26 protein-coding genes and 1 tRNA gene are annotated in these 22,837 nt (G+C 40.9%); 16 read left to right on the top strand and 11 right to left on the bottom strand.

Translation table 11 applies throughout. From position 1 onward, the window contains the following. The first annotated feature begins 9 nt into the window (after positions 1-9). Positions 10-1,635 carry a citramalate synthase gene (gene cimA, locus SYN7502_RS12460; RefSeq protein ID WP_015169160.1) on the top strand — a complete coding sequence of 542 codons (1,626 nt, stop codon included), beginning with the start codon at positions 10-12 and terminating at the stop codon, positions 1,633-1,635. Here cimA and SYN7502_RS12455 read toward each other — a convergent pair. Further along, on the bottom strand, positions 1,625-1,861 hold the full coding sequence (locus SYN7502_RS12455; RefSeq protein ID WP_015169159.1) for an Hfq-related RNA-binding protein: 237 nt from the start codon (positions 1,859-1,861) through the stop codon (positions 1,625-1,627). The two genes, cimA and SYN7502_RS12455, sit on opposite strands and share 11 nt — an antisense overlap. 164 nt (positions 1,862-2,025) lie before the next feature. Here SYN7502_RS12455 and ureC point away from each other — a divergent pair, with 164 nt between their 5' ends. The 3 genes from ureC to SYN7502_RS12440 all read left to right on the top strand — a co-directional run bounded on the left by ureC (position 2,026) and on the right by SYN7502_RS12440 (position 5,533). After that, on the top strand, positions 2,026-3,735 hold the full coding sequence (ureC, locus tag SYN7502_RS12450; RefSeq protein WP_015169158.1) for an urease subunit alpha: 1,710 nt from the start codon (positions 2,026-2,028) through the stop codon (positions 3,733-3,735). A gap of 38 nt (positions 3,736-3,773) precedes the next feature. Beyond that, positions 3,774-3,926, top strand: a complete 153-nt coding sequence (locus SYN7502_RS18985; RefSeq protein ID WP_246828915.1) for a TRIC cation channel family protein — start codon at positions 3,774-3,776, stop codon at positions 3,924-3,926. A gap of 248 nt (positions 3,927-4,174) precedes the next feature. Beyond that, positions 4,175-5,533 (top strand): FtsX-like permease family protein, encoded by a 1,359-nt coding sequence (locus SYN7502_RS12440; protein ID WP_015169157.1) that lies wholly within the window; start codon positions 4,175-4,177, stop codon positions 5,531-5,533. A gap of 51 nt (positions 5,534-5,584) precedes the next feature. Here the strand turns inward: SYN7502_RS12440 and SYN7502_RS12435 are convergent, their stop codons facing one another. Beyond that, positions 5,585-6,274 carry a HEAT repeat domain-containing protein gene (locus SYN7502_RS12435; protein WP_015169156.1) on the bottom strand — a complete coding sequence of 230 codons (690 nt, stop codon included), beginning with the start codon at positions 6,272-6,274 and terminating at the stop codon, positions 5,585-5,587. Between the two features lie 133 nt (positions 6,275-6,407). Between SYN7502_RS12435 and hemJ the strand changes: the two genes are divergently transcribed. Continuing rightward, positions 6,408-6,968, top strand: coding sequence for a protoporphyrinogen oxidase HemJ (gene hemJ / locus SYN7502_RS12430; RefSeq protein ID WP_015169155.1), 561 nt, complete (start codon positions 6,408-6,410; stop codon positions 6,966-6,968). Between the two features lie 75 nt (positions 6,969-7,043). Continuing rightward, complete coding sequence (locus SYN7502_RS20235; RefSeq protein WP_168130364.1) at positions 7,044-7,196, top strand: hypothetical protein; 153 nt, start codon at positions 7,044-7,046, stop codon at positions 7,194-7,196. A 100-nt stretch (positions 7,197-7,296) separates the two neighbouring features. Here the strand turns inward: SYN7502_RS20235 and SYN7502_RS12425 are convergent, their stop codons facing one another. Continuing rightward, the gene (locus tag SYN7502_RS12425; RefSeq protein WP_015169154.1) at positions 7,297-7,599 is read right to left on the bottom strand and encodes a hypothetical protein; all 303 of its coding nucleotides are present in this window, start codon (positions 7,597-7,599) and stop codon (positions 7,297-7,299) included. Between the two features lie 206 nt (positions 7,600-7,805). Between SYN7502_RS12425 and SYN7502_RS12420 the strand changes: the two genes are divergently transcribed. The 3 genes from SYN7502_RS12420 (at position 7,806) to recJ (ending at position 11,075) form a co-directional block, all read left to right on the top strand. Continuing rightward, on the top strand, positions 7,806-8,201 hold the full coding sequence (locus SYN7502_RS12420) for a hypothetical protein (protein WP_015169153.1): 396 nt from the start codon (positions 7,806-7,808) through the stop codon (positions 8,199-8,201). Between the two features lie 36 nt (positions 8,202-8,237). Continuing rightward, positions 8,238-8,813: an isopentenyl-diphosphate Delta-isomerase gene (gene idi, locus SYN7502_RS12415; protein ID WP_015169152.1), complete on the top strand. Its 576-nt coding sequence runs from the start codon at positions 8,238-8,240 to the stop codon at positions 8,811-8,813. Positions 8,814-8,957: 144 nt separating this feature from the next. After that, positions 8,958-11,075 carry a single-stranded-DNA-specific exonuclease RecJ gene (gene recJ, locus SYN7502_RS12410; protein ID WP_015169151.1) on the top strand — a complete coding sequence of 706 codons (2,118 nt, stop codon included), beginning with the start codon at positions 8,958-8,960 and terminating at the stop codon, positions 11,073-11,075. A 20-nt stretch (positions 11,076-11,095) separates the two neighbouring features. Here recJ and SYN7502_RS18390 read toward each other — a convergent pair whose 3' ends face one another. The 4 genes from SYN7502_RS18390 to SYN7502_RS18385 form a co-directional block, all read right to left on the bottom strand. Further along, positions 11,096-11,539: a hypothetical protein gene (locus SYN7502_RS18390; protein ID WP_015169150.1), complete on the bottom strand. Its 444-nt coding sequence runs from the start codon at positions 11,537-11,539 to the stop codon at positions 11,096-11,098. Positions 11,540-11,795: 256 nt separating this feature from the next. Then, positions 11,796-12,305, bottom strand: a complete 510-nt coding sequence (locus SYN7502_RS12400) for a DUF1993 domain-containing protein (protein WP_041429452.1) — start codon at positions 12,303-12,305, stop codon at positions 11,796-11,798. Between the two features lie 126 nt (positions 12,306-12,431). Beyond that, the gene (locus SYN7502_RS12395; RefSeq protein ID WP_246828914.1) at positions 12,432-13,037 is read right to left on the bottom strand and encodes a hypothetical protein; all 606 of its coding nucleotides are present in this window, start codon (positions 13,035-13,037) and stop codon (positions 12,432-12,434) included. Between the two features lie 13 nt (positions 13,038-13,050). Continuing rightward, the gene (locus tag SYN7502_RS18385; protein WP_015169147.1) at positions 13,051-13,596 is read right to left on the bottom strand and encodes a tol-pal system YbgF family protein; all 546 of its coding nucleotides are present in this window, start codon (positions 13,594-13,596) and stop codon (positions 13,051-13,053) included. A 77-nt stretch (positions 13,597-13,673) separates the two neighbouring features. On the opposite strand from SYN7502_RS18385, the gene SYN7502_RS12385 reads away from it, so the two are divergent. The 6 genes from SYN7502_RS12385 (at position 13,674) to SYN7502_RS12360 (ending at position 18,547) form a co-directional block, all read left to right on the top strand. Then, positions 13,674-13,746 (top strand) — tRNA-His (locus tag SYN7502_RS12385). A gap of 55 nt (positions 13,747-13,801) precedes the next feature. After that, the gene (locus tag SYN7502_RS12380) at positions 13,802-14,392 is read left to right on the top strand and encodes a DUF3177 family protein (RefSeq protein WP_015169146.1); all 591 of its coding nucleotides are present in this window, start codon (positions 13,802-13,804) and stop codon (positions 14,390-14,392) included. Positions 14,393-14,468: 76 nt separating this feature from the next. Further along, complete coding sequence (locus tag SYN7502_RS12375; RefSeq protein WP_015169145.1) at positions 14,469-15,062, top strand: chromophore lyase CpcT/CpeT; 594 nt, start codon at positions 14,469-14,471, stop codon at positions 15,060-15,062. 200 nt (positions 15,063-15,262) lie between these two features. Further along, positions 15,263-16,276 carry an oxygen-dependent coproporphyrinogen oxidase gene (gene hemF, locus SYN7502_RS12370; protein ID WP_015169144.1) on the top strand — a complete coding sequence of 338 codons (1,014 nt, stop codon included), beginning with the start codon at positions 15,263-15,265 and terminating at the stop codon, positions 16,274-16,276. Positions 16,277-16,303: 27 nt separating this feature from the next. Then, positions 16,304-17,542, top strand: coding sequence for a molybdopterin molybdotransferase MoeA (locus tag SYN7502_RS12365; RefSeq protein ID WP_015169143.1), 1,239 nt, complete (start codon positions 16,304-16,306; stop codon positions 17,540-17,542). Positions 17,543-17,689: 147 nt separating this feature from the next. After that, positions 17,690-18,547 (top strand): M23 family metallopeptidase, encoded by an 858-nt coding sequence (locus SYN7502_RS12360; RefSeq protein WP_015169142.1) that lies wholly within the window; start codon positions 17,690-17,692, stop codon positions 18,545-18,547. Between the two features lie 157 nt (positions 18,548-18,704). On the opposite strand, the gene SYN7502_RS12355 is transcribed toward SYN7502_RS12360, so the two are convergent. The 3 genes from SYN7502_RS12355 to SYN7502_RS12345 are packed head-to-tail and all read right to left on the bottom strand — an operon-like array spanning position 18,705 to position 21,250. Then, positions 18,705-19,541, bottom strand: coding sequence for a metal ABC transporter permease (locus SYN7502_RS12355; RefSeq protein ID WP_015169141.1), 837 nt, complete (start codon positions 19,539-19,541; stop codon positions 18,705-18,707). A gap of 2 nt (positions 19,542-19,543) precedes the next feature. After that, positions 19,544-20,290, bottom strand: coding sequence for a metal ABC transporter ATP-binding protein (locus SYN7502_RS12350; protein ID WP_015169140.1), 747 nt, complete (start codon positions 20,288-20,290; stop codon positions 19,544-19,546). A 21-nt stretch (positions 20,291-20,311) separates the two neighbouring features. Then, positions 20,312-21,250, bottom strand: a complete 939-nt coding sequence (locus SYN7502_RS12345; protein WP_015169139.1) for a metal ABC transporter substrate-binding protein — start codon at positions 21,248-21,250, stop codon at positions 20,312-20,314. Positions 21,251-21,507: 257 nt separating this feature from the next. Here SYN7502_RS12345 and SYN7502_RS12340 point away from each other — a divergent pair, with 257 nt between their 5' ends. Continuing rightward, positions 21,508-21,963: a DUF29 domain-containing protein gene (locus SYN7502_RS12340; RefSeq protein WP_015169138.1), complete on the top strand. Its 456-nt coding sequence runs from the start codon at positions 21,508-21,510 to the stop codon at positions 21,961-21,963. Between the two features lie 149 nt (positions 21,964-22,112). Here the strand turns inward: SYN7502_RS12340 and SYN7502_RS12335 are convergent, their stop codons facing one another. Further along, positions 22,113-22,511 carry a hypothetical protein gene (locus SYN7502_RS12335; RefSeq protein ID WP_015169137.1) on the bottom strand — a complete coding sequence of 133 codons (399 nt, stop codon included), beginning with the start codon at positions 22,509-22,511 and terminating at the stop codon, positions 22,113-22,115. Between the last annotated feature and the right edge of the window lie 326 nt (positions 22,512-22,837).

Below are 22,837 nucleotides of genomic sequence, written 5' to 3'. Positions count from 1 at the left end.
GCTAACTCCATGAATCAAATCTATATCTATGACACAACCCTCAGAGATGGGGCGCAAAGGGAAGGATTATCCCTATCCGTCGAAGATAAAATTCAAATTGCCCAAAGACTTGATCGCCTTGGAGTTGGGTTTATTGAAGGTGGATGGCCCGGTGCAAATCCTAAGGATGTAGAATTTTTTCAACAACTGCCACCCCTAACTAATGCGGAACTCGTACCCTTCTGCATGACTAGACGCACAGGAATTAAGGCAAATGCTGATCCAATGTTGGTACCAATTTTAGGGGCGGGGACAAAATGGATCACAATTGTTGGGAAATCATGGGATTTGCACGTTCGGGAAAGTTTGCGAGTAAGTTTAGATGAAAATCTAAGCATGATTACAGATACGATCTCCTATCTACGCAGCCGCGATCGCCGAATTATCTATGATGCCGAACATTGGTTTGATGGCTATAAATACAATTCTGAATATGCGATCGCCACCCTGAAAACAGCATTAGCGGCAGGGGCGGAGTGGTTAGTTTTGTGTGATACCAATGGGGGAACTTTACCCCAAGACGTGAGCAAAATTGTGGCAGCCGTGAAATTGGAATTGGGAGATGTCAAGTTAGGAATTCATCCCCATGATGATGCGGGAGTTGCCGTTGCCAATGCGATCGCTGCCGTAGAAGCAGGTGCAACTATGGTACAGGGAACGATAAATGGCTATGGAGAACGCTGTGGAAATGCCAATCTTTGTACGGTAATTCCCAATTTGCAATTAAAAATGGGCAAACAATGCGTTAGTTCTGACCAGTTAACTAAAATCACGGAAATCTCTCGACAGGTAAGCGAAATTGTGAATCTTGCTCCCGATGATCATGCTGCCTATGTGGGCATATCTGCCTTTGCCCATAAGGGAGGGATGCACGTCAGTGCCGTACAGCGTAACCCGATCACCTACGAACATACTGCCCCAGAAGGTGTGGGTAATACCCGCAGGATCGTAATTTCTGAACAGGCGGGGTTGAGTAATGTGTTATCTAAGGCAGCCAGTTTTGGCATTAAGCTGCAAAAAGATGATCAAGCCTGTCGTCAGATTTTACAAAAAATCAAAGAATTAGAACAGGTGGGTTATCAGTTTGAAGCCGCTGAAGCAAGTTTTGAATTATTAATGCTGGAAGCGATCGCCCAACGCCCGAAATTTTTCACCCTCAGTGGCTTTCAAGTCCATTGTGATCAGGTCAATTGCGATCAAGTTCATTGTGATTTAAATATGGAACAAAAGGCTCCCGCCCTAGCCACCGTTAAGGTCATCGTGAAAGATCAAGAAAAACTTACTGCCGCCGAAGGTAATGGACCTGTTGCTGCTTTAGATTCAGCCCTCAGAAAAGCACTAGTTGAATTTTATCCTGCGATCGCCCAGTTTTCCCTAACCGACTACAAGGTGAGAATTCTCAATAGTAATTGTGGTACCAAGGCAACAACTAGAGTTTTAATTGAATCTACCAATGGCGATCGGCGCTGGACAACCCTAGGAGTTTCAAGCAATATTATTGATGCTTCCTATCAGGCATTGGCAGAGGGTTTAGAGTATGGATTAATATTAGAGACAAATCTTGCTAGAGCTTTAAGCCCAGGGTTTAGGACTTGATATAGGCGATCGCATGCTGCCAAATCAACATATTATGACTTCTGCCCGCCTGCGCCCCATCTACACAAATACATTGCTGATCTATCCATTTCAGGGTGCCGACAATTACATCACCAGTTAGTAGTTTGACCTCTACCGTTTGAGAACCATCGGGACTTTTCTGCTGACTGCGAATAATTTGATGAACATGGCGAATACTGGGCAGGGTAATGTCAAGTTCGGGCATAGGTTTAGTTTTTAACTGGATTAAGCAAGTTTAATTTTAGCGGTGTTCACCATAAATTTTATAATTTTGTGCATGGTCAGTTATCTTTCTTGAAAAAAGCATTTTGAGTCACATTCTCTGAAAATACCTGCCGTATAGTAAATACAAACTTGGGAAAATGAAGCATGAGTTATAGAATGAATCGCTCGGCATACGCGGAAACCTATGGCATTACGGTGGGCGATCGCCTGCGTCTAGCAGATACAGAATTAATCATTGAAGTGGAAAAAGACTACACCACCTACGGCGAAGAAGTAAAATTTGGTGGTGGCAAAGTAATTCGGGATGGCATGGGACAATCACCGATTACCAATGCGGACGGGGCTGTGGATGCGGTAATTACCAATGCCTTAATTTTAGATTGGTGGGGTATTGTCAAAGCTGATGTGGGCATCAAGGACGGCAAAATTTTTAAGATTGGCAAAGCGGGAAATCCCTACATTCAAGACAATGTGGATATTATTATCGGACCTGGTACCGAAGCGATCGCTGGGGAAGGTTTAATTCTGACCGCAGGCGGCATAGATTCTCACATTCATTTTATCTGTCCTCAACAAATAGAAGTAGCGATCGCCTCTGGGATTACCACCATGATTGGGGGAGGCACTGGACCCGCCGCAGGCACTTCCGCCACTACCTGTACCCCAGGTCCTTGGAATATCTACAAAATGCTCCAAGCAGCAGAAGCTTTTCCCATGAATTTAGGCTTTTTGGGTAAGGGTAATAGTGCCAAACCCGAAGCATTAAATGAACAGATTGAAGCAGGAGCAATGGGCTTAAAACTCCATGAAGACTGGGGAACTACTCCCTCAGCCATAGATAATTGCCTAAGTGTTGTCGATCGCTACGATGTCCAAGTGGCAATTCACACCGATACCCTCAACGAAGCTGGATTTGTCGAAAATACGATCGCTGCTTTTAAAGGTCGAGTTATTCATACCTATCACACCGAAGGCGCAGGCGGTGGTCATGCTCCCGATATTATTAAAATCTGTGGTGAAGCAAATGTCCTCCCTTCTTCTACCAATCCCACCCGTCCCTATACCGTCAATACCCTTGAAGAACACCTCGATATGTTGATGGTGTGTCATCACCTTGATCCCAGTATTCCTGAAGATGTCGCCTTTGCCGAGTCTCGCATCCGCCGTGAAACCATCGCTGCCGAAGATATTTTGCATGATCTTGGGGCATTTAGTATGATTTCCTCCGACTCTCAGGCAATGGGAAGAATTGGTGAAGTGATTATTAGAACTTGGCAAACCGCCCATAAAATGAAAACCCAACGGGGAGCTTTACCTGAAGATTCCAGTCGTAATGATAACTTCAGAGCCAAACGCTACGTTGCCAAATACACGATTAATCCCGCCATTACCCACGGCATTGCTAACTATGTCGGCTCCATTGAAGCAGGAAAAATTGCCGACCTATGTCTGTGGAAACCTGCCATGTTTGGCGTAAAGCCTGAAATGGTAATTAAAGGTGGACTTATAGCTTGGGCGCAAATGGGTGATGCTAATGCCAGTATTCCCACACCCCAGCCCGTACACATGCGTCCGATGTTTGGGAGTTTTGGCGGGGCAATGTCCGCAACCTCTTTAACTTTTGTATCCCAAGCGGCGATCGCTAAGGGTATTCCCGAACAACTGAACTTGAAAAAAATCGTGGTACCAACCCTAGGTAATCGCCAACTTTCTAAGCGTGATCTCAAACTAAATGATGCTCTGCCCGTAATTGAGGTTAACCCTGAAACCTATGAGGTCAGAGCCGATGGCGAACTCCTAACCTGCGAACCAGCTACGATATTACCAATGGCACAAAGGTACTTTTTATTTTGATGATCTGGTTATTTTGATGATTTAGAGGCGTAACTAAATTGTTATTGTATATTCTTGATCTAGTCGGGGCTGCAGTATTTGCAATTAGTGGTGCATTGGCAGCAGGTAAGACAGAACTTGATCTATTTGGCGTAATGATAATTGCTTCAATCACAGCGATCAGGGCGGTACCTTTTGAGATTTATTTCTAGGGCGATAACCAATCTTCTGGATTCGCAATCCCATCTATTTGCTTTTTACCTGCTCTGTGGCATTATTAACAGCCCTAGGCAGGTACTTTACACTAAGTGTAGGAAGAAAAGATTGATCCTCTCTGTCCATACATAGTGGCTTTAAGAGTTTTACAAGATTTAGAGCAGGATTTAGAGAAAAAAGCAGAGGAAGGTTAAGATGATGAAATATTGAAATATATTAATTCGTAATTAAGCATCTAATCATCATGATCTTTGCTGTCCCTTTGGCTTGGTTTCAGTTAACCTACGAAAAAGGTCGTCTATTGGTGGCGATCGCTGGAATCATGTTTGCTGTAATTTTGATATTTATGCAACTCGGCTTCCAAGATGCTCTATTTACCAGTGCGGTGCGGTTACATACAAACCTCCGAACCGATGTGGCGATCATTAGTCCCCAATCCACTAATTTAGTGGGAATGCGAAATTTCTCCCAGCGCAGATTGTACCAAGCTTTCGGATATAAGGGTGTAGAGTCAATTCATGAGCTTTATATCGGTTTAGCAGCGTGGAAAGTTAAAAATGATCCTGCTGGACAAACCCGCAATATTTTAGTTTTAGGGGCTGACCCCGATTCCAAAATATTTAAAATGCCCGGGGCTAATGAAAACTTAGCAAAAACTAAGGTCGAAGATGTAATTTTATTCGATCGCTCTTCCCGTAGTGAGTTTGGTCCAATTGTCCAAGAATGTGGAGTTAGTAAGGAATTAGCTACAAAATATATCCCTGCTGGATTTGCCTGTAATAATTTTGTTACCAGAGAGGTAGCTAATCGCACGATAACCGTAGGCGGATTATTTGAGTTAGGGTCTTCCTTTGCCGCCGATGGCACTATTATTACTAGTCAAACCAATTTTTTAAGGATTTTTGATAACCGCCAAGCAGGACTAATCAATGTAGGCTTAATTAACCTCAAGCCTGATGCTTCTCCCTATGAAATGATCTTGGACTATGTACAGAGTTTTCCCAATAAAGAGGTGATTTTACCAACTGTACCAGGAATTACTGTGGATGGTGATCGGGTTAGGTATGCTGATCCAGATAAAAAGGATCGCCTGATCATTGATAAATATCGCCTTACCTTAGAAGATATTGAAAAGTCCAAGTCCGTGGCGATCGATGACATTAAAATTTTGACGAGGGCAGGCTTTATTGATTTTGAGCGTTCCTATTGGCAAAAGAGTACATCCATCGGTTTTATTTTTTCCCTCGGTACGGTCATGGGGTTTATTGTGGGCATTGTGATTGTGTATCAAATTCTCTATACCGATGTATCTGATCACATGGCAGAATATGCAACCCTAAAGGCAATGGGCTATAGCAACTGGTACTTGGCATTTGTGGTAATTCAAGAAGCTTTTGTCCTTTCAATTTTGGGCTATATTCCCGGATTTTTTGCCTGCCTTGGGCTGTATTCTCTGACTAAAAACGCCACAAGATTACCCCTAGATATGACCATAGAGCGAGGCATACAGGTAATGATCCTCACGGTTTTAATGTGTGTAATCTCTGGAGCAATTTCTCTGCGTAAAGTGCAATCTGCCGACCCTGCGGAAATATTTGGCTAAAGCTTGCTTAAAACCAGTAATTACAAGTAACTAAAACCAGTGATTAAAGTCTTAGAGTAAATCCGTCCAATTGCTATTACCTAAAAGGCGATCGCGGGAAAAAATTGCCGATGATGCCACATTGGAATTGCTATCTTTGGAAAGGTAGTTAAGGGCAGGTAAGCTTTTGGGATGGGGAAGATTTCCCAGCGCCTCTGCTAGACGTTGACGGGTTAGCCAGTCTTCATTTTCAACAAATTTAAGGATATGTTCTACACATCTGGGATCACCAATTTCTCCCAGGGCAGCGATCGCTCCTTGGTTAACAACGGTTTCTTGTGCGTCTAGGGCTTGGATTAAGACATCATGGGCGCGGGGATCACCTAAATTCCCTAGGGAGACGGCAGCACTAAAGCGGACTAACCATTCCGTATCTTCATAAAATACCCGTTGTAAAGGCTCAAAGGCTCTAATATCCTTGAGATAGCCCAAAGCTCCTGCCGCATCTGCCCGAATACCATAGTCGGTTTCAGTTTCTAGAATCTCCAGTAAAGCTGGTAGGCAAGCATCGGTTTGCTTAAGCCCAAGGGCAAATACTGCCATCGACCGAATTTGTAAGTTCTCATCATTGATTACTTTTAAAATTAAAGGCACTGCCAGTTCTGGCTCCGCATGACGTAAAGACACCAATGCTAAAAGGCGATCGCGCGAATTAGGACTTTGTAATTGCTCAGATACGGTTTCAAGGTTGAGATTGGACATAATTTTCTTAATATTTCTTAATACTTTTATTAATTATAGCTAACTGCATCTTAAATCTATTGACTTTGATTGGTAGCATAGAAGTCCAGTATAAAAGTTAGTTCAAATTAAAAAATTGCAATAGGGATTAGCAATGGCATATTTGTGGTTTAAGTCGTTTCACATTGTCGGCATAGTGGCATGGTTTGCAGGGATGTTCTATCTGCCTCGTTTATTTGTATATCATGCTGAAGCATACGAGCAACCTGAACCAGCGCGCAGCATTCTCAAAAGTCAGTACGAAATTATGGAAAAGCGGCTGTATCGAATTATCATGACCCCCGCTATGCTCTTAACTGTTTTAATGGCGATCGGCTTAATTTATACAGAGCCAGAAATTCTCAAAGAAACTTGGTTACATATTAAGTTGGGATTTGTCCTAATTTTACTGGGATATCATCACCTTTGCGCCCGTCTCATGAAGAAGTTAGCTAAGGATGAGTGTAAATGGACAGGGCAGCAATTTCGCTGGTTTAATGAAGTACCAACCGTTCTTTTTGTCTTGATTGTGTTGTTAGTGATCTTTAAGGGCAGTTTACCCACCGATGGAGCTACATTTTTAACCGTGGCAATGGTATTGGGATTTGCGATCGCTATTCAACTCTATGCCAGAAAACGCCGCCTTGCCCAAGAAGCTTTGGAGTCTCAAACCTAATCTAATTGATCATGTATGACAATATCTATATCTATGAAAGAGTGAGTAACCTATCAAGCCTTTTTAGATGAGGGTGTGGTCGAAGGTAAAACTCCTGCTATTCTGCAGGTGGCAATAAATATGGGGCATTCTAGTTTAGAAATTAACCTTATTGCTCAAATTACAGGACTAACCATAGAACAAATTGCTGACATAACAGCATCTGACACAAAAAAAGACCCAGCTTAAGCCCTAACATCCTAAAAAAATCAGCTAAAATACTTTTTTAAAATCTACGGCTGTACTTTTTCACTTTAACCAAACTAAAATCCTCAGCCTTAAAACGGGATTAATTAGAGGAAGTAACTTTGGAAGGGGTGTCTTCTATTTTTGATAGATTGGCAATATCAGAGGCAATATTATTTACAAAATCAGGATCATTCTTAGAATATTTATTATTGTTATCTAAATGTGAGCTAGAAGAAGGAATCCCTGTTGTTTTACCGATAGAATTCCTGTTTATATTTGCTCTACTTCCAGAAACAGGGTTATCAGACTCAACAGTTTTGTAGATGGAAATGGGTTTGAGATTTGCGATAATTACACAAAAGATAAGTAAATTGGCAGCGACAAATATTTTAAATATTTTCATCACAACATTATTTATACAAGAGATTTTAATAATCTATCACCCTAGCTAAAATCCGCCAAATGGTTGCTGCGTATGTCTTTCGGTTGCTTACATATATTACATAAATTTGCGTTAGTTACCACAAGTTCCATGGTATTCCAATTTCAACTAATACCTAAAAACTATTAAAATATTAGCTATCATGTCCATTAACTGTTATTAAATACATGACCCAACTAGAAAAGCTGCTGAAACTAGCGGAAGATGAATTGGTGGAGTACAGTACCAAAGCTCGCAAAATTGAAAAACTACGCCGTAAAATTGGTTTAACTGTAACTAAAGATCAACGCCAAGCCATCCAAGCGGAACTATTAACAGAAATGCAGCCCAATAGTATTAATAAATTAGTGGCAGAGCAAAGACAAACGGTGGCTTTACCATTTTGGGGCATCGCAGGGTTAGGCTTATTACTATCTATTTCCTTCAATGAACCCCTCGGATTATTGGCAGCAGGTGGAGGAGCTTTGGGGGCGATCGCTCTGCAAAAATGGGGATGGGAACTCCAAGCCAAGCTTTTACTTTTAGAAACATTTGCCGAAATTGAAGCTTTATCTAATCAGTAGTCAGAAGAGCAAGTCAGAACTAACTAGCCCCAAATCATGGATAAACCTGAACCATTAGTTGAGCATTTAATCTTAGTAGATCAAAGCGATCGCCCCATTGGCATTGGAGAAAAGATGTGGGTACATCAGCAGGGACTCTTACACAGGGCATTTTCTATATTTGTGCTGAATTCCCAAGGGCAAATACTTCTACAAAAACGGGCAATTAGTAAATATCACTCTGGTGGGCTATGGACAAATACCTGCTGTAGCCATCCTCGCCCAGATGAATCCATACTTACTGCTGCGAACCGCCGTCTGCAAGAAGAAATGGGATTTACCTGCGAACTGACAGAAATTTTTAGCTTCATCTATGAATCTCCCCTCGATTATGGATTAATTGAGCATGAATACGACCATGTATTGCTTGGCAAATTTGACGGTGAACCGATCCTAAATCCCCTGGAGGCAGAGGCTTGGCAGTGGATCGATATGGACACATTAAAACTGGCACTAAGTATTAATCCCGAACTTTATACTTTTTGGTTAAAAGCTTGTTTTGATAAATTTTTAGACTATACCCTGAACTCTAATCTTTCTCCAGTAGATTTTACTACTCCATTTTTAGTATAAAGATTAGTGCATAAGTGGTTTGGGGGCTATGCGATCTCCAAGTTTTCACCCATGCCTGAAGAGCATTGTCTTGATCACTACCTTCTATATGCTGATTAACTGAGGGTATGGTTAAAATTGGGAGGAATAACCCCTTTTTAATTTATGAAAGAACTCCCTATACTGAACTCAAACTCTTGGCAAATTTTTCCGTTAGTGGAGCCTAAACCTTGGCTCATAGAAAGAGTTGGAAATTATGCAGCGCAACTTTTATGGCAAAGGGGATTACAAACGGAATCTGAAATCCAAGCATTTCTCAATCCTAGTGCTTATACGCCCACCGGTGCCTTTGCTTTTGGAGAAGAAATGATATGGGCGATTGAGAGAATTAAAGCAGCAAGGGAACAACGACATAAAGTTGCTATTTGGGGAGATTTTGATGCGGATGGAATTACTGCCACATCAGTTTTATGGGACGGTTTAGGACAGTTTTTTCCCCAAGGTGAACAATTAATTTATTTTATTCCTAATCGCTTAACTGCATCCCACGGTTTATCTGTTTCGGGCATAGATACGCTCCGAGATTGTCAGTTAATTATCACCTGTGACACGGGCAGCACTAACCTCAAAGAAATTGATTACCTGCGATCGCTTGAAATAGACGTAATTATTACCGATCACCACACCCTACCCGAACACCGTCCGCCTGTGACCGCCATTATCAATCCTCGCTACTTAAGTTCCGATCATCCCCTCTTCCATCTTTCGGGCGTGGCAGTTGCCTATAAACTGATCGAGGCACTGTACGAAACTATGCCCCATATTCCCACCCAACCCGTAGAAAGTTTATTAGATTTAGTAGCAATCGGTTTAGTTGCAGACCTCGTGCAGTTAAGTGGTGATTGTCGGTATTTGGCTCAAAAGGGTATTGAGGAACTAAAGAAGAAAAATCGTTTAGGAGTTAAATTTTTATTAGAAGCTTGTAAAAAAGAAGGCGATCGCCCCACAGATATTAGTTTTGGTATTGCCCCTCGGATTAATTCCATCAGTCGAATTTGGGGAGATGTGCATAAATGCGTGGAAATGCTGACTAGTTCCGATCCTATTCAATGTCAAGCCCTAGTTGACCTAGCAGAAGAAGCTAATAACCAAAGAAAGGCATTGCAAAAGAAAATATATAACCAAGTGCTAGAGAGAATTATCAACATTGATCTTTCCACCTCACCGATTTTAGTTTTAGCAGATGCAAATTGGCATGGAGGTATTTTGGGCGTAGTAGCGGGACAAATCGCTCAGGAATATAATCGTCCAGTGATTCTCTTAAATATTGATGGCGATACACTTAGAGGCAGTGCACGATCGCCTCAAGGGATAGATTTATATAGTCTGATTAAAGGACAGGAACATATTTTAACTAGCTTTGGTGGACATCCCTATGCGGCGGGGTTGAGCTTATCGATCCAGAACTTAGAGTTATTTAAAGAGTCTTTAATTCAAAAATTTTGGCAGCAGTACGGGACTATTTCTCCTAAGGCGATCGCCATTGATTTAGTAGTTACTATTGCTGAGCTTGGACAGGAATTATTTCGAGAACTTAAACAGCTTGAACCTCACGGTATGGGTAATCCTGCCCCTAAATTACTAATAAAAAATTGCCGCTTCACCAATAAATTTAATGCCAATATTAAAAATCGCCGTGGGCAGAAACTCCAGTATCTGAAATCCGAATTTAAGTTGGTGGATGCAACTGGCTCCATAAATGGGCATTGGTGGGAGCAGTCCATTGATCAAGTGCCCGATCACCCCTGTGATGTGGTTTTAGAACTAGTAGATAATCCCCGTACCCGCACCTACGAAGTCCGCATTATTGATGTTGCTCCCTTAGCAGATTCTTTACCAGAGACTGAAACCTATAATCAAATTATTAAACTGGAACCGTTTGTAACCAAAGCAGGATTAAAATTAAGCCCCAATCTTCAGGGGGAAGACCTGTGGCAACGTCTAGTCGGGGTTGCTAAATATCTCAGCCGCACGGGACAAACCGTCACCTATACTCAACTCCAAAATAAGCTTGGTATTAACATGCCGATCTTGCAGTTAGGACTAAAAGCTTTAGAGGTATATGGTTGGCAGATTCAAGAAAATTCCGAAGATTTACGGATTAATTTTCCCCAAAGACAAACCTACCCTGACTACAATCAAGTTCCACCAGAGGTTGAGTATTTTGTCAAATTTGTGAACGAAGCTGCATTTCGTCAATCCTTTGCCCCATCTCAAGTTTAAAAGAGCGATCAAACTTACTTTTAATAGCCTTGGGGATCAAATAATTTAGGAGATAGATCATTACTAACTGCTTTCATCTCCTTTGTGGGGCTAGGTTCAGCGGGAACTATAAAAATAGATTGCTGAGGTTTTTCAGGTACCAACTTTACAGGCAAACGATCAATATTAGTAATTAGATCATGATCTAAAGATTCGTTAGCTACTATTAATTGTCTTTCATTTTGTTTGAGAGTTTGGAGTTTGTTGTATTGCTGATCAAACTTTTTCTGCACATGAACATTCCATCCATACACTGCTCCCACACAGGTAAAGGATATGGCAGTCATAGCGATCGAAATTTTTTGACATGACAATAATAGCTGCGAAACTTTTGTGGTGGGGTGACGCAGAATCGTAACTGTGGCGGGGTTTGGCTTAAAATTAAATTCTGGGATGTTATTCACAAAGGTATTTCTAGCAGTCATAATCGCTCCAAATCCATTAACGCTAATAGTTTTAACATCTTTTCTTGAAAATATAAATAAAAATTCTAACTATTATTTAATTTTGATTTGATGTTTGAGATTTTAGATGAGATTTTGAGTGCAAATGGATTCAAATAATTGTATGAATTGAATTTTCATGCCCCAGATTTAATATTTTTAGAGTGATTTTAACTATGTTGTAGTCTTTAATACATTATTTAAATGATTATGAATTTGATAGATCAACTAATTTTGACTATTCAGGTTTTCCTAAAAAATCCATTTTGCCAATTTCCACCCCTGAGTGTCTGAGAATATTGTAGGTAGTGGTAACGTGAAAATACAGATTAGGCAAAATAAAGTAAAGCAAGTAGGGTAGCCCCTCAAAGATCATGGATTCTTTACCAATAGGTAGGGTAATCTTTTTGGTTTCAGTATGATCAATTTGCTCTGGAGTTATGGTTTCTAGGTATGAAATTGTCTGTTTGAGGCGATCGATTAGTTCAGGAAATGTGGTTTCGTGATCTTCAAAAGTTGGTGACTCTGAATCTGCCAAGCGGGCAATACCTCGTCGAGTAATATCTGAAGCAATTTGGACTTGCTTACTCAGGGGTAACATATCGGGATAGAGGCGACTATTGATTAGTACAGTGGGATCAATTTTTTTTGTTTCGGCATGGGCAGCCCCTCGATCAAGGATATGAATTAAATTCCGTAGCGATCGAACAATTGGGGGAATAGATGCTTCGTACATTGAAATAGCCATGAATTTATACCAAGGTTGATGGATATGTTCACTGTAAACTATTTGTCTAGGGATTAGGAGGGAAGTCTAATAATAAGTGCTTATACTTACTAAAATTTTTGAGCGTACTTTTTTATAAGATTTTAATCATATTTTTTCTAAGCAGTGGTTAGGTAAAAATGCCACCCAGCCATTATCTAGTTTGATCCGACAGCTAACACTAATTACTTGGTCAACGATGCCAGTTTGATTGGTGTATTGGGGACGGTTGGCATTAACTCGAATGCGATCGCCCACTTTGAATATAATTTCTGCTGCTTTTTTTTCTGGCTTAGATAGCTTAGGAGCAGAGTGAAATGCCAAATCTCCTACTTGTTGGGACTTAATTAAATAGTTTTCGCCACGTCCCGCTAAAAGTTGCAGGTTATCAATCGGTGTAGTTTCTAAATATTGGATCAGGGTTTGTATGGATATACCTAAATTTTCAGCAAGGTCAGCAAAGGGGACGGGATAGCTCCAACAGTTTTCTCCCACTTGCAGATCGGCTAATTCCTGCCATGCCGCAAATAGACGTTTAGGGAAATCACTAATATTGCTACTAAGATTTCCACTAGATGGATTGGGTAAAAGATGCAGCAGTTGCTGTGCTTGGCGATCGCCCTTACTAGTCTGATCGGTCAGATATTCTAGGATTTTAGTTAGGGTTGACTCACTGATGTTAATCGCCATGGCTTTGTATGAAATTTCCGACATCAGCTTACTGAATTTACCTAAACCTCGGCAACCCGATGGCAAGGAAGGCAACAACAATTAATATGCCTATGCCAACTGCTAGGGCAATTAGATAATATTTGGGTTCTAAATTACGGAATTCTGGGGGTAAGGAGGAATTAGTAGGTGAGTGACTATTAGTTGAGCTATTTAAGCTATTAATGCTGCTACCACTGAGTTTTGGGGTGGATGCCTGCTCTAAATTAGGTAGAGTAAAACTAGATGAAACTGGACGTAGGGGTAATGCCGAAAAGATACTAATTAGATAATGTGCCTGATTAACAATGGTGGGATCGGTATGATCGGTTAGGTTTTGACAGATGGCGATCGCTACATTAGTCTCCCCTAAAACATCATAGGCATTTGCCAACCAAATTCGCACTTCCCCGCCAAGGACAGATGATGGAGATGTAATTAATTCTGCTTGCTTAAACTGGGAGATCGCATCTTTATACCGTTCTAGTTCAAATAGGGTTTTACCCTTAGCTAAAAGATCGCTAGCATTAGGATTAGGGTCAGTGAGATCAGGTTCTGAGGACATAGAAATATTTTTTATGGATTTTTTTAGCTAAGTTCTAGCAAATTTCATCGATCAAATGTTATCCTAATAAATCTACGGCGAGCGTAGCCAAGTGGTTAAGGCAGAGGTTTGTGGTACCTCCATTCGTGGGTTCGATCCCCATCGTTCGCCCTTTATCCAAGGATTAATAATTAATTACGGAACTTGTTAGGTTTATAGTCCAGCTATGGAAAATACTTTAGTGCGATCGCTAGTTTGGTTAGATTTTCGACTGGCATTAGTATTTACAGTATTTGCGCCGTTACTGCTACTATTTTGGGCATTCAAAGTCAAAAATCAGGTAATTATCCGATCTCTAACAATTTATTGGCGGGTTGCCTGTCTATTGGCAATTACAGTTTATTTACTAATTGCTTCTTTACCCATTGGGTTCTTAACAGGCTGGATTGCGCGGATTTTAATGCCTTTATCCCTATGGTTTTGGGAAGACTTAAATGAAGATATTAACCGTAATCAGACTTTACTCTCTTTGCTCTATACCAGTTGGCGATGGGCAATGGTAGCTTACTGTGCGATCGGGACTTTATTTGGAGCAACTTTTTTAAGCTGTGGGTTTACTCCCCTAGGACAGTTGAGCGATCGCTGCCAAATTCTATTAGAAGCACCTTTACAATACAAATCAATTTTGCATAGTGGACTGTCTTCGGATACTTTGGCATTCGGGGCGATCGTGGCTTTAATTGTCTATGCCATTTGCTTTGCCAGCTTTGTGATTTTTGGTTTACCGAAACAGGGGCGGATTGCTTTTAGAGATTAAGCTTAGAGATGATTTAGAACTATTTCAAAAAACTATTTCAAACTTATCTAAAATTATCAATTCTAAAATTACCAATATGGCTAGTCAAACGGATTTAATAAACCTTGCAACTTGGATGGCGGGAGATTTTAGCAACTGGGAGCAAGCGATCGAAAATCCACCTTTTTTTGCCCATATTAGAGTCGGTATTCGTCCTTTACCCGTGCCTTTGAGCGATCAGGGAATTTGGTTATATTCAGAGCAAGCATACGATTACGAAATCAATCGCCCCTACCGTACTGCCATTTTGCAATTGCTATTAACTGATATTTCTGAATACCCGATCGCCATCAATAACTATAAAATTAATAATGCTTCTACCTACTATGGTGCCAGTCGAGAACCAGAAAGGCTGCGATCGCTGACATTTGAAGATATTGAACTCCAAATTGGCTGCAAAATGTTAGTGCAAATCACTCCAGACAATGCTTTTAAGGGCGAAGTGGAGCAGGGAAAAGGCTGTAAAGTTGTCCGTAATGGGCAGGAAACTTACCTATCCAGTGAATTTGAAATTAGTGCATCTCATTTTAGTAGCTTAGATCGAGGCTATGATCCTATTAGCAATGAACGGGTTTGGGGTTCCATAGCTGGTGCCTTTGAGTTTACTAAAAAAGTGCAATTTCCCCTTTAGTCCCGTTGAAAATTTCTCCTATCACTACTTTGTAAATTTGAGTGGGTAAGTCCTAACATAGAGAAAAATAGAGCTAAACTCTTCCGTGATGGGAACACCCCCAATACTTTGGAATGTTTAGAGTATTTAAGTTTTGAAGCAATTTAGTCTAAGTGTTTGAGGCTTAATGTCATAATTTTGGCAGAAGAATTAAGAAGAATATGATCGCTACACTAACTAATAAAACCATTCCTCCCGTTGACGCTAAGGCTCAGGTTAGCCAATTCATGCAAAGCTTTCAAGATCAAATTTGTGCAGGCTTAGAAGCATTGGATGGCAAAGCTAAATTTCACCAAGATCAATGGACAAGAGAAGAGGGTGGTGGTGGGCGATCGCGTGTAATTACCGAAGGCAGAGTTTTTGAAAAAGGTGGAGTCAATTTTTCCGAGGTTTATGGTTCTCACTTACCCCCTAGTATTCTGAAGCAATATCCTGAAGCGGCAGGTCAGGTTTTTTATGCGACAGGGACATCAATGGTACTTCACCCTCGCAACCCCTATGTACCTACAGTTCATTTAAATTATCGCTATTTTCAAGTGGGAAATATTTGGTGGTTTGGGGGTGGTTTAGACTTAACTCCTTACTACGGATTCGGGGCAGATGCTCAACATTTACATACAACCTTAAAAGCAGCTTGCGATCGTCACAACCCCAATTACTATCCAATATTCAAGGCTTGGTGTGATGATTATTTCTTCTTGAAACACCGAGGCGAAACTAGAGGCGTAGGCGGCATTTTCTTTGATTATCAAAATAGTGAGCCTAAACTTTACAAAAATAGTAATGACTCACCCAAAGCTGAGCAAATGAGTAATGAGCTTACCAGTTTTCCTGAGCGTTCTTGGCAGGAGATTTTTGATTTTGTCCAAGATTGTGCTGGTTCTTTCCTCAAAGCATACGTCCCCATTGCCGAGCGCCGACAAGATACACCCTACGGAGACAGAGAGCGAGACTTTCAACTCTATCGGCGGGGGCGGTATGTGGAATTTAACCTAGTCTATGACCGTGGTACAATTTTTGGGCTGCAAACTAATGGGCGCACTGAGTCGATCCTTATGTCTTTACCACCATTAGTCCGATGGGAGTACGATTATCATCCCGAACCAAATACCCCAGAGTCACAACTATACGATGTGTTCCTTAAGCCGCAGGATTGGATTAATTGGAGTGGCTAGAATTTTCACAGTTAAACAGGAATTAATATGATTCCAGTTAAGGCTGCCGAGTCCTTAATTTTAGATTTAGTTCAGCCTCTAAATATCTATGGAAATACCTATGAGCAAGTTGACTTAAATCATGCTTTAGGTCGGTTTCTCGCTAAAGATATATATAGTGACTCGGATTTTCCCCGTTGGCATAATGCGGCAATGGATGGCTATGCTTTTCGTTATGCTGACTTAGAACGGTTTGAAACCTTGGCGATCGCCTCTCTGGAAATGCCCGCAGGTAGTACCCAGGTTAGCTCTATTCATGCGGGAGAATGTGTACGCATTTTTACAGGGGGGATGTTACCCCAAGGGGCAGATACGGTGGTTATGCAGGAAGATGTGGAAGTAATTGGCGATCGCCCAAAGTGCATAAAGCTCAGAAATATACCCCAAATTGCTGAATATGTAAGGCACAAGGGAGAATTTTATCAAGCAGGAACCCGATTGTTAAGTGCAGGCATAAAAATTAATCCTCCCGAAATCGGGATTTTAGCGGCGACCCAAACTTTAACTGTCCCAGTATGTTCTCAACCACGGGTAAGTGTTATTTCCACAGGCACAGAACTACAAAATATATCTGCATCTTTGGACATGGGGCAGATTGTTGACTCTAATCAGTATGCTTTATCTAGTTTGATTACTCAATCGGGAGCAGTACCAATTCCTCTAGGCATAGTTGGCGATCACCCCAAGGATTTAGAAATCATAATTGCAAAAGCTCTTGCCAGTTCGGATATGGTGATCTCTTCGGGCGGGGTTTCTGTGGGTGATTATGACTATGTGGATCGAGTGTTATTAGAAATGGGAGCCGATATTCATATTCGTTCCTGTGGGATCAAGCCAGGTAAACCCTTAACTGTAGCTAGTTTTAATGGATGTAATCAGAAACTCTATTTTGGTGTACCTGGTAATCCCGCTTCGGCTATGGTTGGATTTTGGCGATTTATTAAAGGAGCGATCGCTAAACTGGGTGGGGCTAATTCTAAATACTGGTATCCCAAATATACTCAAGCTATATGCCTCAGCGATCTCCATGCCCAAGGACGCAGGGAAACCTATCTCTGGGGATATTTACAATGGCAGCCACAGGTATGGGAATTTAAACCCGTCGATAATTATAGTTCGGGAAACCTAATGAATTGGGCTGGAGTAAATGCTCTAGCAATCCTTAAAGTTAATCAAACCTACGTTCCTAAAGGCGAACCGGTATTGGTAATGATGCTGGAGCTATAGATAGCAAAACTTGATTAATTTCACAATTCTAAGTACATCTAAAAATTTGCCCTTAAAGTTTTAATTATCTAAATAAATAGATTTGTTTAAATGACATTTTGCTGTAGAATTTGACGCAGCCGTTGCTCATATGAAGTCTTAAGGATAATGTTAGATTCTGCTCAGAAAAAAACTATAGGATATGCCGTAATTTTTTTGGCAGGAATTGTCTCTGTCCCTGCAGTTCAGGCAAATAGATTAGAAACTTTTTTACTGGATAAATCTCGTAATCGCATTGAATTTACAACCGAAAATGAAGTAGAGCCTAGGGGACAGATTATTACAAACCCTACCCGTGTGGTTATAGATTTACCCGGAGCTACATATACAGGACCAACCGTGCGCCGTGATGTGGGTAGTGTAGTGCAGTCTTTGCGAGTTGGACGACTTGATCCTTTAACTACAAGGTTAGTAATAGAATTTGCCCCCGATTTTAATGCTGACTTACTCGATCAACAGCCTCTAAAAATGGAGGCTAAATCACCGAGTCGATGGTCAATTCAATTCCCCACGGCGATCGCTACAGCAATTCAGAATACTGTCAATTCTTTCTTTATTATGCCCACTGCGGGTGAAATTACCTCTCCGTTCGGCTGGCGGATTCACCCGATTACTGGTCTTAAAACTTTGCACAAAGGCATAGATATTGGCGCACCTATGGGAGCTCCGATCCTCGCTGCTGCGGATGGTGTTGTCAATGATGTGGGCTGGGATGATGGTGGCTATGGCAACTTTGTGGAACTCAGACATCCCGACGGCACTTTAACTTTATATGGTCATGCCAATCGTATTTTAGTGACTAAAGGACAAGAGGTAAAACAGGGACAAATTATTGGCGAAGTGGGAAGTACAGGAAGAAGCACAGGTCCACATTTACACTTTGAGGTACAGGTCAATAAAATTGCTGTTGATCCAAATCCCTATCTCCGTTCCGACTTTGTGATTGTTAATTTAGCTAGTCGTTAATTTGGCTAATCTATTTATATCAAGAGGACGAGGTGTTTCCCTTTCTTGTGATTTATGCAGTGCTGGTCAATGTTTGATGAAAGGGTTTCATTTCTCTTAAATAAAGCGATTCAACTTTTACTTTATCCTTACAATTAGGCAGTACAACTAGGCAATGTCAAAGTTTACGCCTTAAGAGTCCATACTTTGGCGCAAAAATCATCGCTATTAGGAATAAAAGCGTTTGTAGAACCACAATACATCCACCCGTAGAAGCATCAAAGTGAAAGCTAATATAGGTACCCATAATATTAGAAAAAACCCCAGACAAAACTGCATAGCCAAGCATGTGATCAAATCGATCTGTTAATAAATAGGCGATCGCCCCCGGCGTAACCAACATCGCCACCACTAAAATAATCCCTACAGCCTGTAATGCTACCACAATGGTTAGGGATAGTAAGGTGAGCAACACATAGTAGAGAAATTCCACATTTAAGCCAATGGAACGGGCATGAATCGGATCAAAGCAAAATAACAGTAAATCCTTTCTTAGGAGTAAGACTATGATCAGCGTAAAAGTGCCAATTATTAAGGTTTGAATGAGGTCTGGGGTAGAAATGCCTAAAACATTGCCAAATAAAATGTGATTGAGATCAATATTGCTAGGATTTTTAGAAATTAGGACTAATCCCAAGGCAAAAAAGCCAGTGAATACCAAGCCAATCACCGTATCTTCTTTAATGCGGGTGTGAGATTTAATAAAACCGATCGCCAGCACGGAGCCAACCCCAAACACAAAGGCACCAACGGCAAAGGGTAATCCTAAAATATGCGCTAACACTACCCCAGGGGTTACGGAGTGAGAAACCGCATCACCCATTAATGCCCAACCTTTGAGGGTCATAAAACAAGAAAGTACCGCACACACGATCCCGATAAAACCACTAATTAAAATTGCCCGCACCATAAAATCATAGGTAAGGGGTGCTGTAAACCATTCCACAACTGCCATAACTACTCTCGATCCTGTGGATTTGTGTGAATATTAGGGATAATTTCACCGAAGGTACGAGCAAGATTTTCTTGGGTAAAAATATCTTGAGTTGCTCCATAGGCCAAAATTGTTTGATTAATGAATACCACTTGATCGCAAAAGGTGGAAATGGAATTTAGATCGTGGGTAGAAATTAAAATCGTATGTCCCTGCGCTTTTAGTTCCAGTAATAACTCAATAATTGCCTTTTCGGTTTTTACATCTACGCCCGTGAATGGTTCATCGAGGAGCATCACCTTTCCTTGTTGTGCCAATGCCCTTGCCAAAAATGCCCGTTTTTTCTGTCCTCCTGATAGTTCGCCAATTTGCCGATCGCGGAAATCCCACATTTGAACTTTAGCAAGGCTATCCTTAACTACTTGGCGATCGCGCTTGCTCGGAATCCGTAAAAAATTCATGTAGCCATAGCGTCCCATCATCACGACATCAGCTACACTTACAGGAAAATTCCAATCCACTTCTTCTGCTTGGGGAATATATGCCACCAATCCTTGTTTCTGTGCCAACCGCATCGGTAAATTATTAATCAAAACTCGCCCCGAACTGGGAGCCACAAACCCCATAATTGCCTTGAATAAAGTTGATTTACCACTACCATTCATGCCGACCAGTCCAGCGATCGCCCCCGATTTCAAATTCAGGTTGGCACCATGCAAAGCAACTTTTCCGTTATAGGTAACCGTCAGATTTTCAACTTGAATGCTCATAAATTATTTCCTATTCTAGATTTAGTTTCCTTTCCAACCTTTGACTAATGTATTAACGTTGTATTCCAGCAATTTAAGATAGGTCGATGCCACTCCATCGGGCGGTGATAGTGAATCCACATAAAATATCCCACCAAACTTCGCTCCTGTTTGATTAGCAACTTCTTTTTGAGCATCAGCCCGCACCGTACTTTCACAAAATATGACTGGGATTTTTTCAGCTTTGACCGTATCTATTACTTGACGAATTTGCTGCGGTGTACCCTGAGCATCAGCATTTACTGACCATAGATACAATTCTTTGAGTCCATAATCCTTAGCTAAATAGGAAAAAGCTCCCTCACAGCTGACTATATAGCGGTGATTTGGTGGTAGTGTAGAGATGGTTTGGCGCAGTTGTTGATCAATGTTGTTGATCTCTTGGCTGTAGGATTTAGCATTGGCATCATAGGTGGCAGCATTGACTGGATCAAGATTGACTAATGCCTTACGGATATTTTCCACATAAATCAAGGCATTCTGGGGCGACATCCAAGCATGGGGATTAGGTTTGCCTTTATAGGTATCACCACTAATTAAAACGGGAGTTATGCCCTCACTGAGGGTGACATGGGGGATATTTTTGAGATTGCTATAAAACTTATCTGCCCAGCGTTCCAACCCGAAACCATTGTCTAAAATTAAATTAGCTTTTGCTGCCCTAACTAAATCACTGGGGGTGGGTTCGTAACCATGAATTTCTGAGCCAATTTTCGTTAATGACTCCACGATCGCCTTATCACCCGCTACATTCTGCCCCATATCAGCTAGAACCGTAAAAGTAGTGAGAATAACCTTAGGATTTTTAGGGTTGCTGGATAATTCGCCCTTACTCGAAGCACATCCACTCAAAATCAGCCCTATAGTTAACCCTATAACTAGAGCAGGAAGCCATTTAAGAGGATAAGCATTGGTTGTCACAGCTTTTCATAATCTTTTCATTTTTATGAGTTTATCATACCTAAATATTTAGTTATCGGGAATTTTAAATTGGCAATTTTTCGCTGAGCGATCGCCTAAAAATCACGACTCACAGTAATAGCGATCGCCTAAACCCTAGTCCATTCAATTCATTCCATCAGAAAAGATCGCTATACTTGCTTTAGGCACAATGTTTTAGGCACGATAATGATATTGTTGGATTTATCAGTTCGATTTATCAAAGGAGTTACAAATCGATGACTCAGATAATTGAAAAAAAATCCTTATATGAATCTGATTACCTGCTTTGGATTCAAGAGACTATAAATCAGTTAAAGTCTGGTGACTTTGAGCGTCTAGATATTGAGAATTTGATAGAGGAGATTGAGGACTTGGGTCGATCGCAAAGAAAGGAATTAGAAAGCCGTCTTGCAACTTTACTTGCACATGTACTCAAACGGATGCATGTCAATATGCCTAACTGCTTCAATGGTTGGGAAAATACTATCCGAGAGCAGCGTTTACAGATTGAGGTATTACTTAACAACTACCCCAGCCTTAAAAGCTATTGGGATGAACATTTCAGTGATGCTTGGCGATTTGCTTTAAAATATACTCGCAAGGAATACCATTCAAAGGGTTTTACTTTTCCTAACGAATGGCAGTTTGACCACGATATTAACTCAATTTTAAATATTGATTTTTGGGAATAGGCGATCGCATAAACCATAATCCATCAAAAATTGATCGCCTACTAACGCTCAACCCAACAGCTAAACAATCGTGATTGAGCTTCTCATAAGCGATATTAGTATTGGGTTGCATTCTTCAACCCAACCTACGGCGATAGGCGATCTGGAATCTATTCCCATCTCCAATTAACCACCTCAGAACTACATGATATTTGCTGAAAAACAGAACCTGGAAGACCATTAGTAACCTGCCAACGTGAATTAGAGGCATTCCAATTGATGTATTGCATTTCTCGAGCAGGCATTGTGTATAGTACGAAGTCGTTTGCTCCTTTAAATCCCTGAGCTTTACAAAACTCAGTCGCAACTAATACAGTTGCTCTTTTGCCACAAGGTTGATAAGCATCATTTACTTTGTAGCCTGGAGCGCATATATTAATTAGTAAATCATTCATCTTTGGATAGATGAACCTTTGCTTTGTTTGAGCGACTATCGGATTGTTGAACAATAAAAGTATTAATGCAAGCATTAATACTACGGGGAAAATTATTTGAACTTTAGGATGCATTTATAAAACCTCTCTATCGGTGACTAATTAAGGGGTAATCAAGTATTAGGTATTAGTTTTTGTCAAGTAGACCTACAGCCAATCAATTACTGAATATAGAGATTATCCATTTGATTAATATTACTGTACTAATTTAGCAATTGTATTACTTACTATAAGCGATCATCTTGCTGATGGTAAAAGGCTATCGCATAGAAATCAAGACTTACGGTAACAGCGATCGCCCTTCAGGAACGTCTGGGGAAAGAGAAGTTGGCAGCTTACCTAACATCCATTGGTATTAATCATGATCAAAATTGCTTTGGTGCAAAAGTTCTTAAAATCAT

The organism is Synechococcus sp. PCC 7502 (genome assembly GCF_000317085.1).
In the GTDB taxonomy this organism is placed as follows: Bacteria; Cyanobacteriota; Cyanobacteriia; order Pseudanabaenales; family Pseudanabaenaceae; genus PCC-7502.
This window is presented reverse-complemented; position numbering and strand designations above follow the sequence as displayed.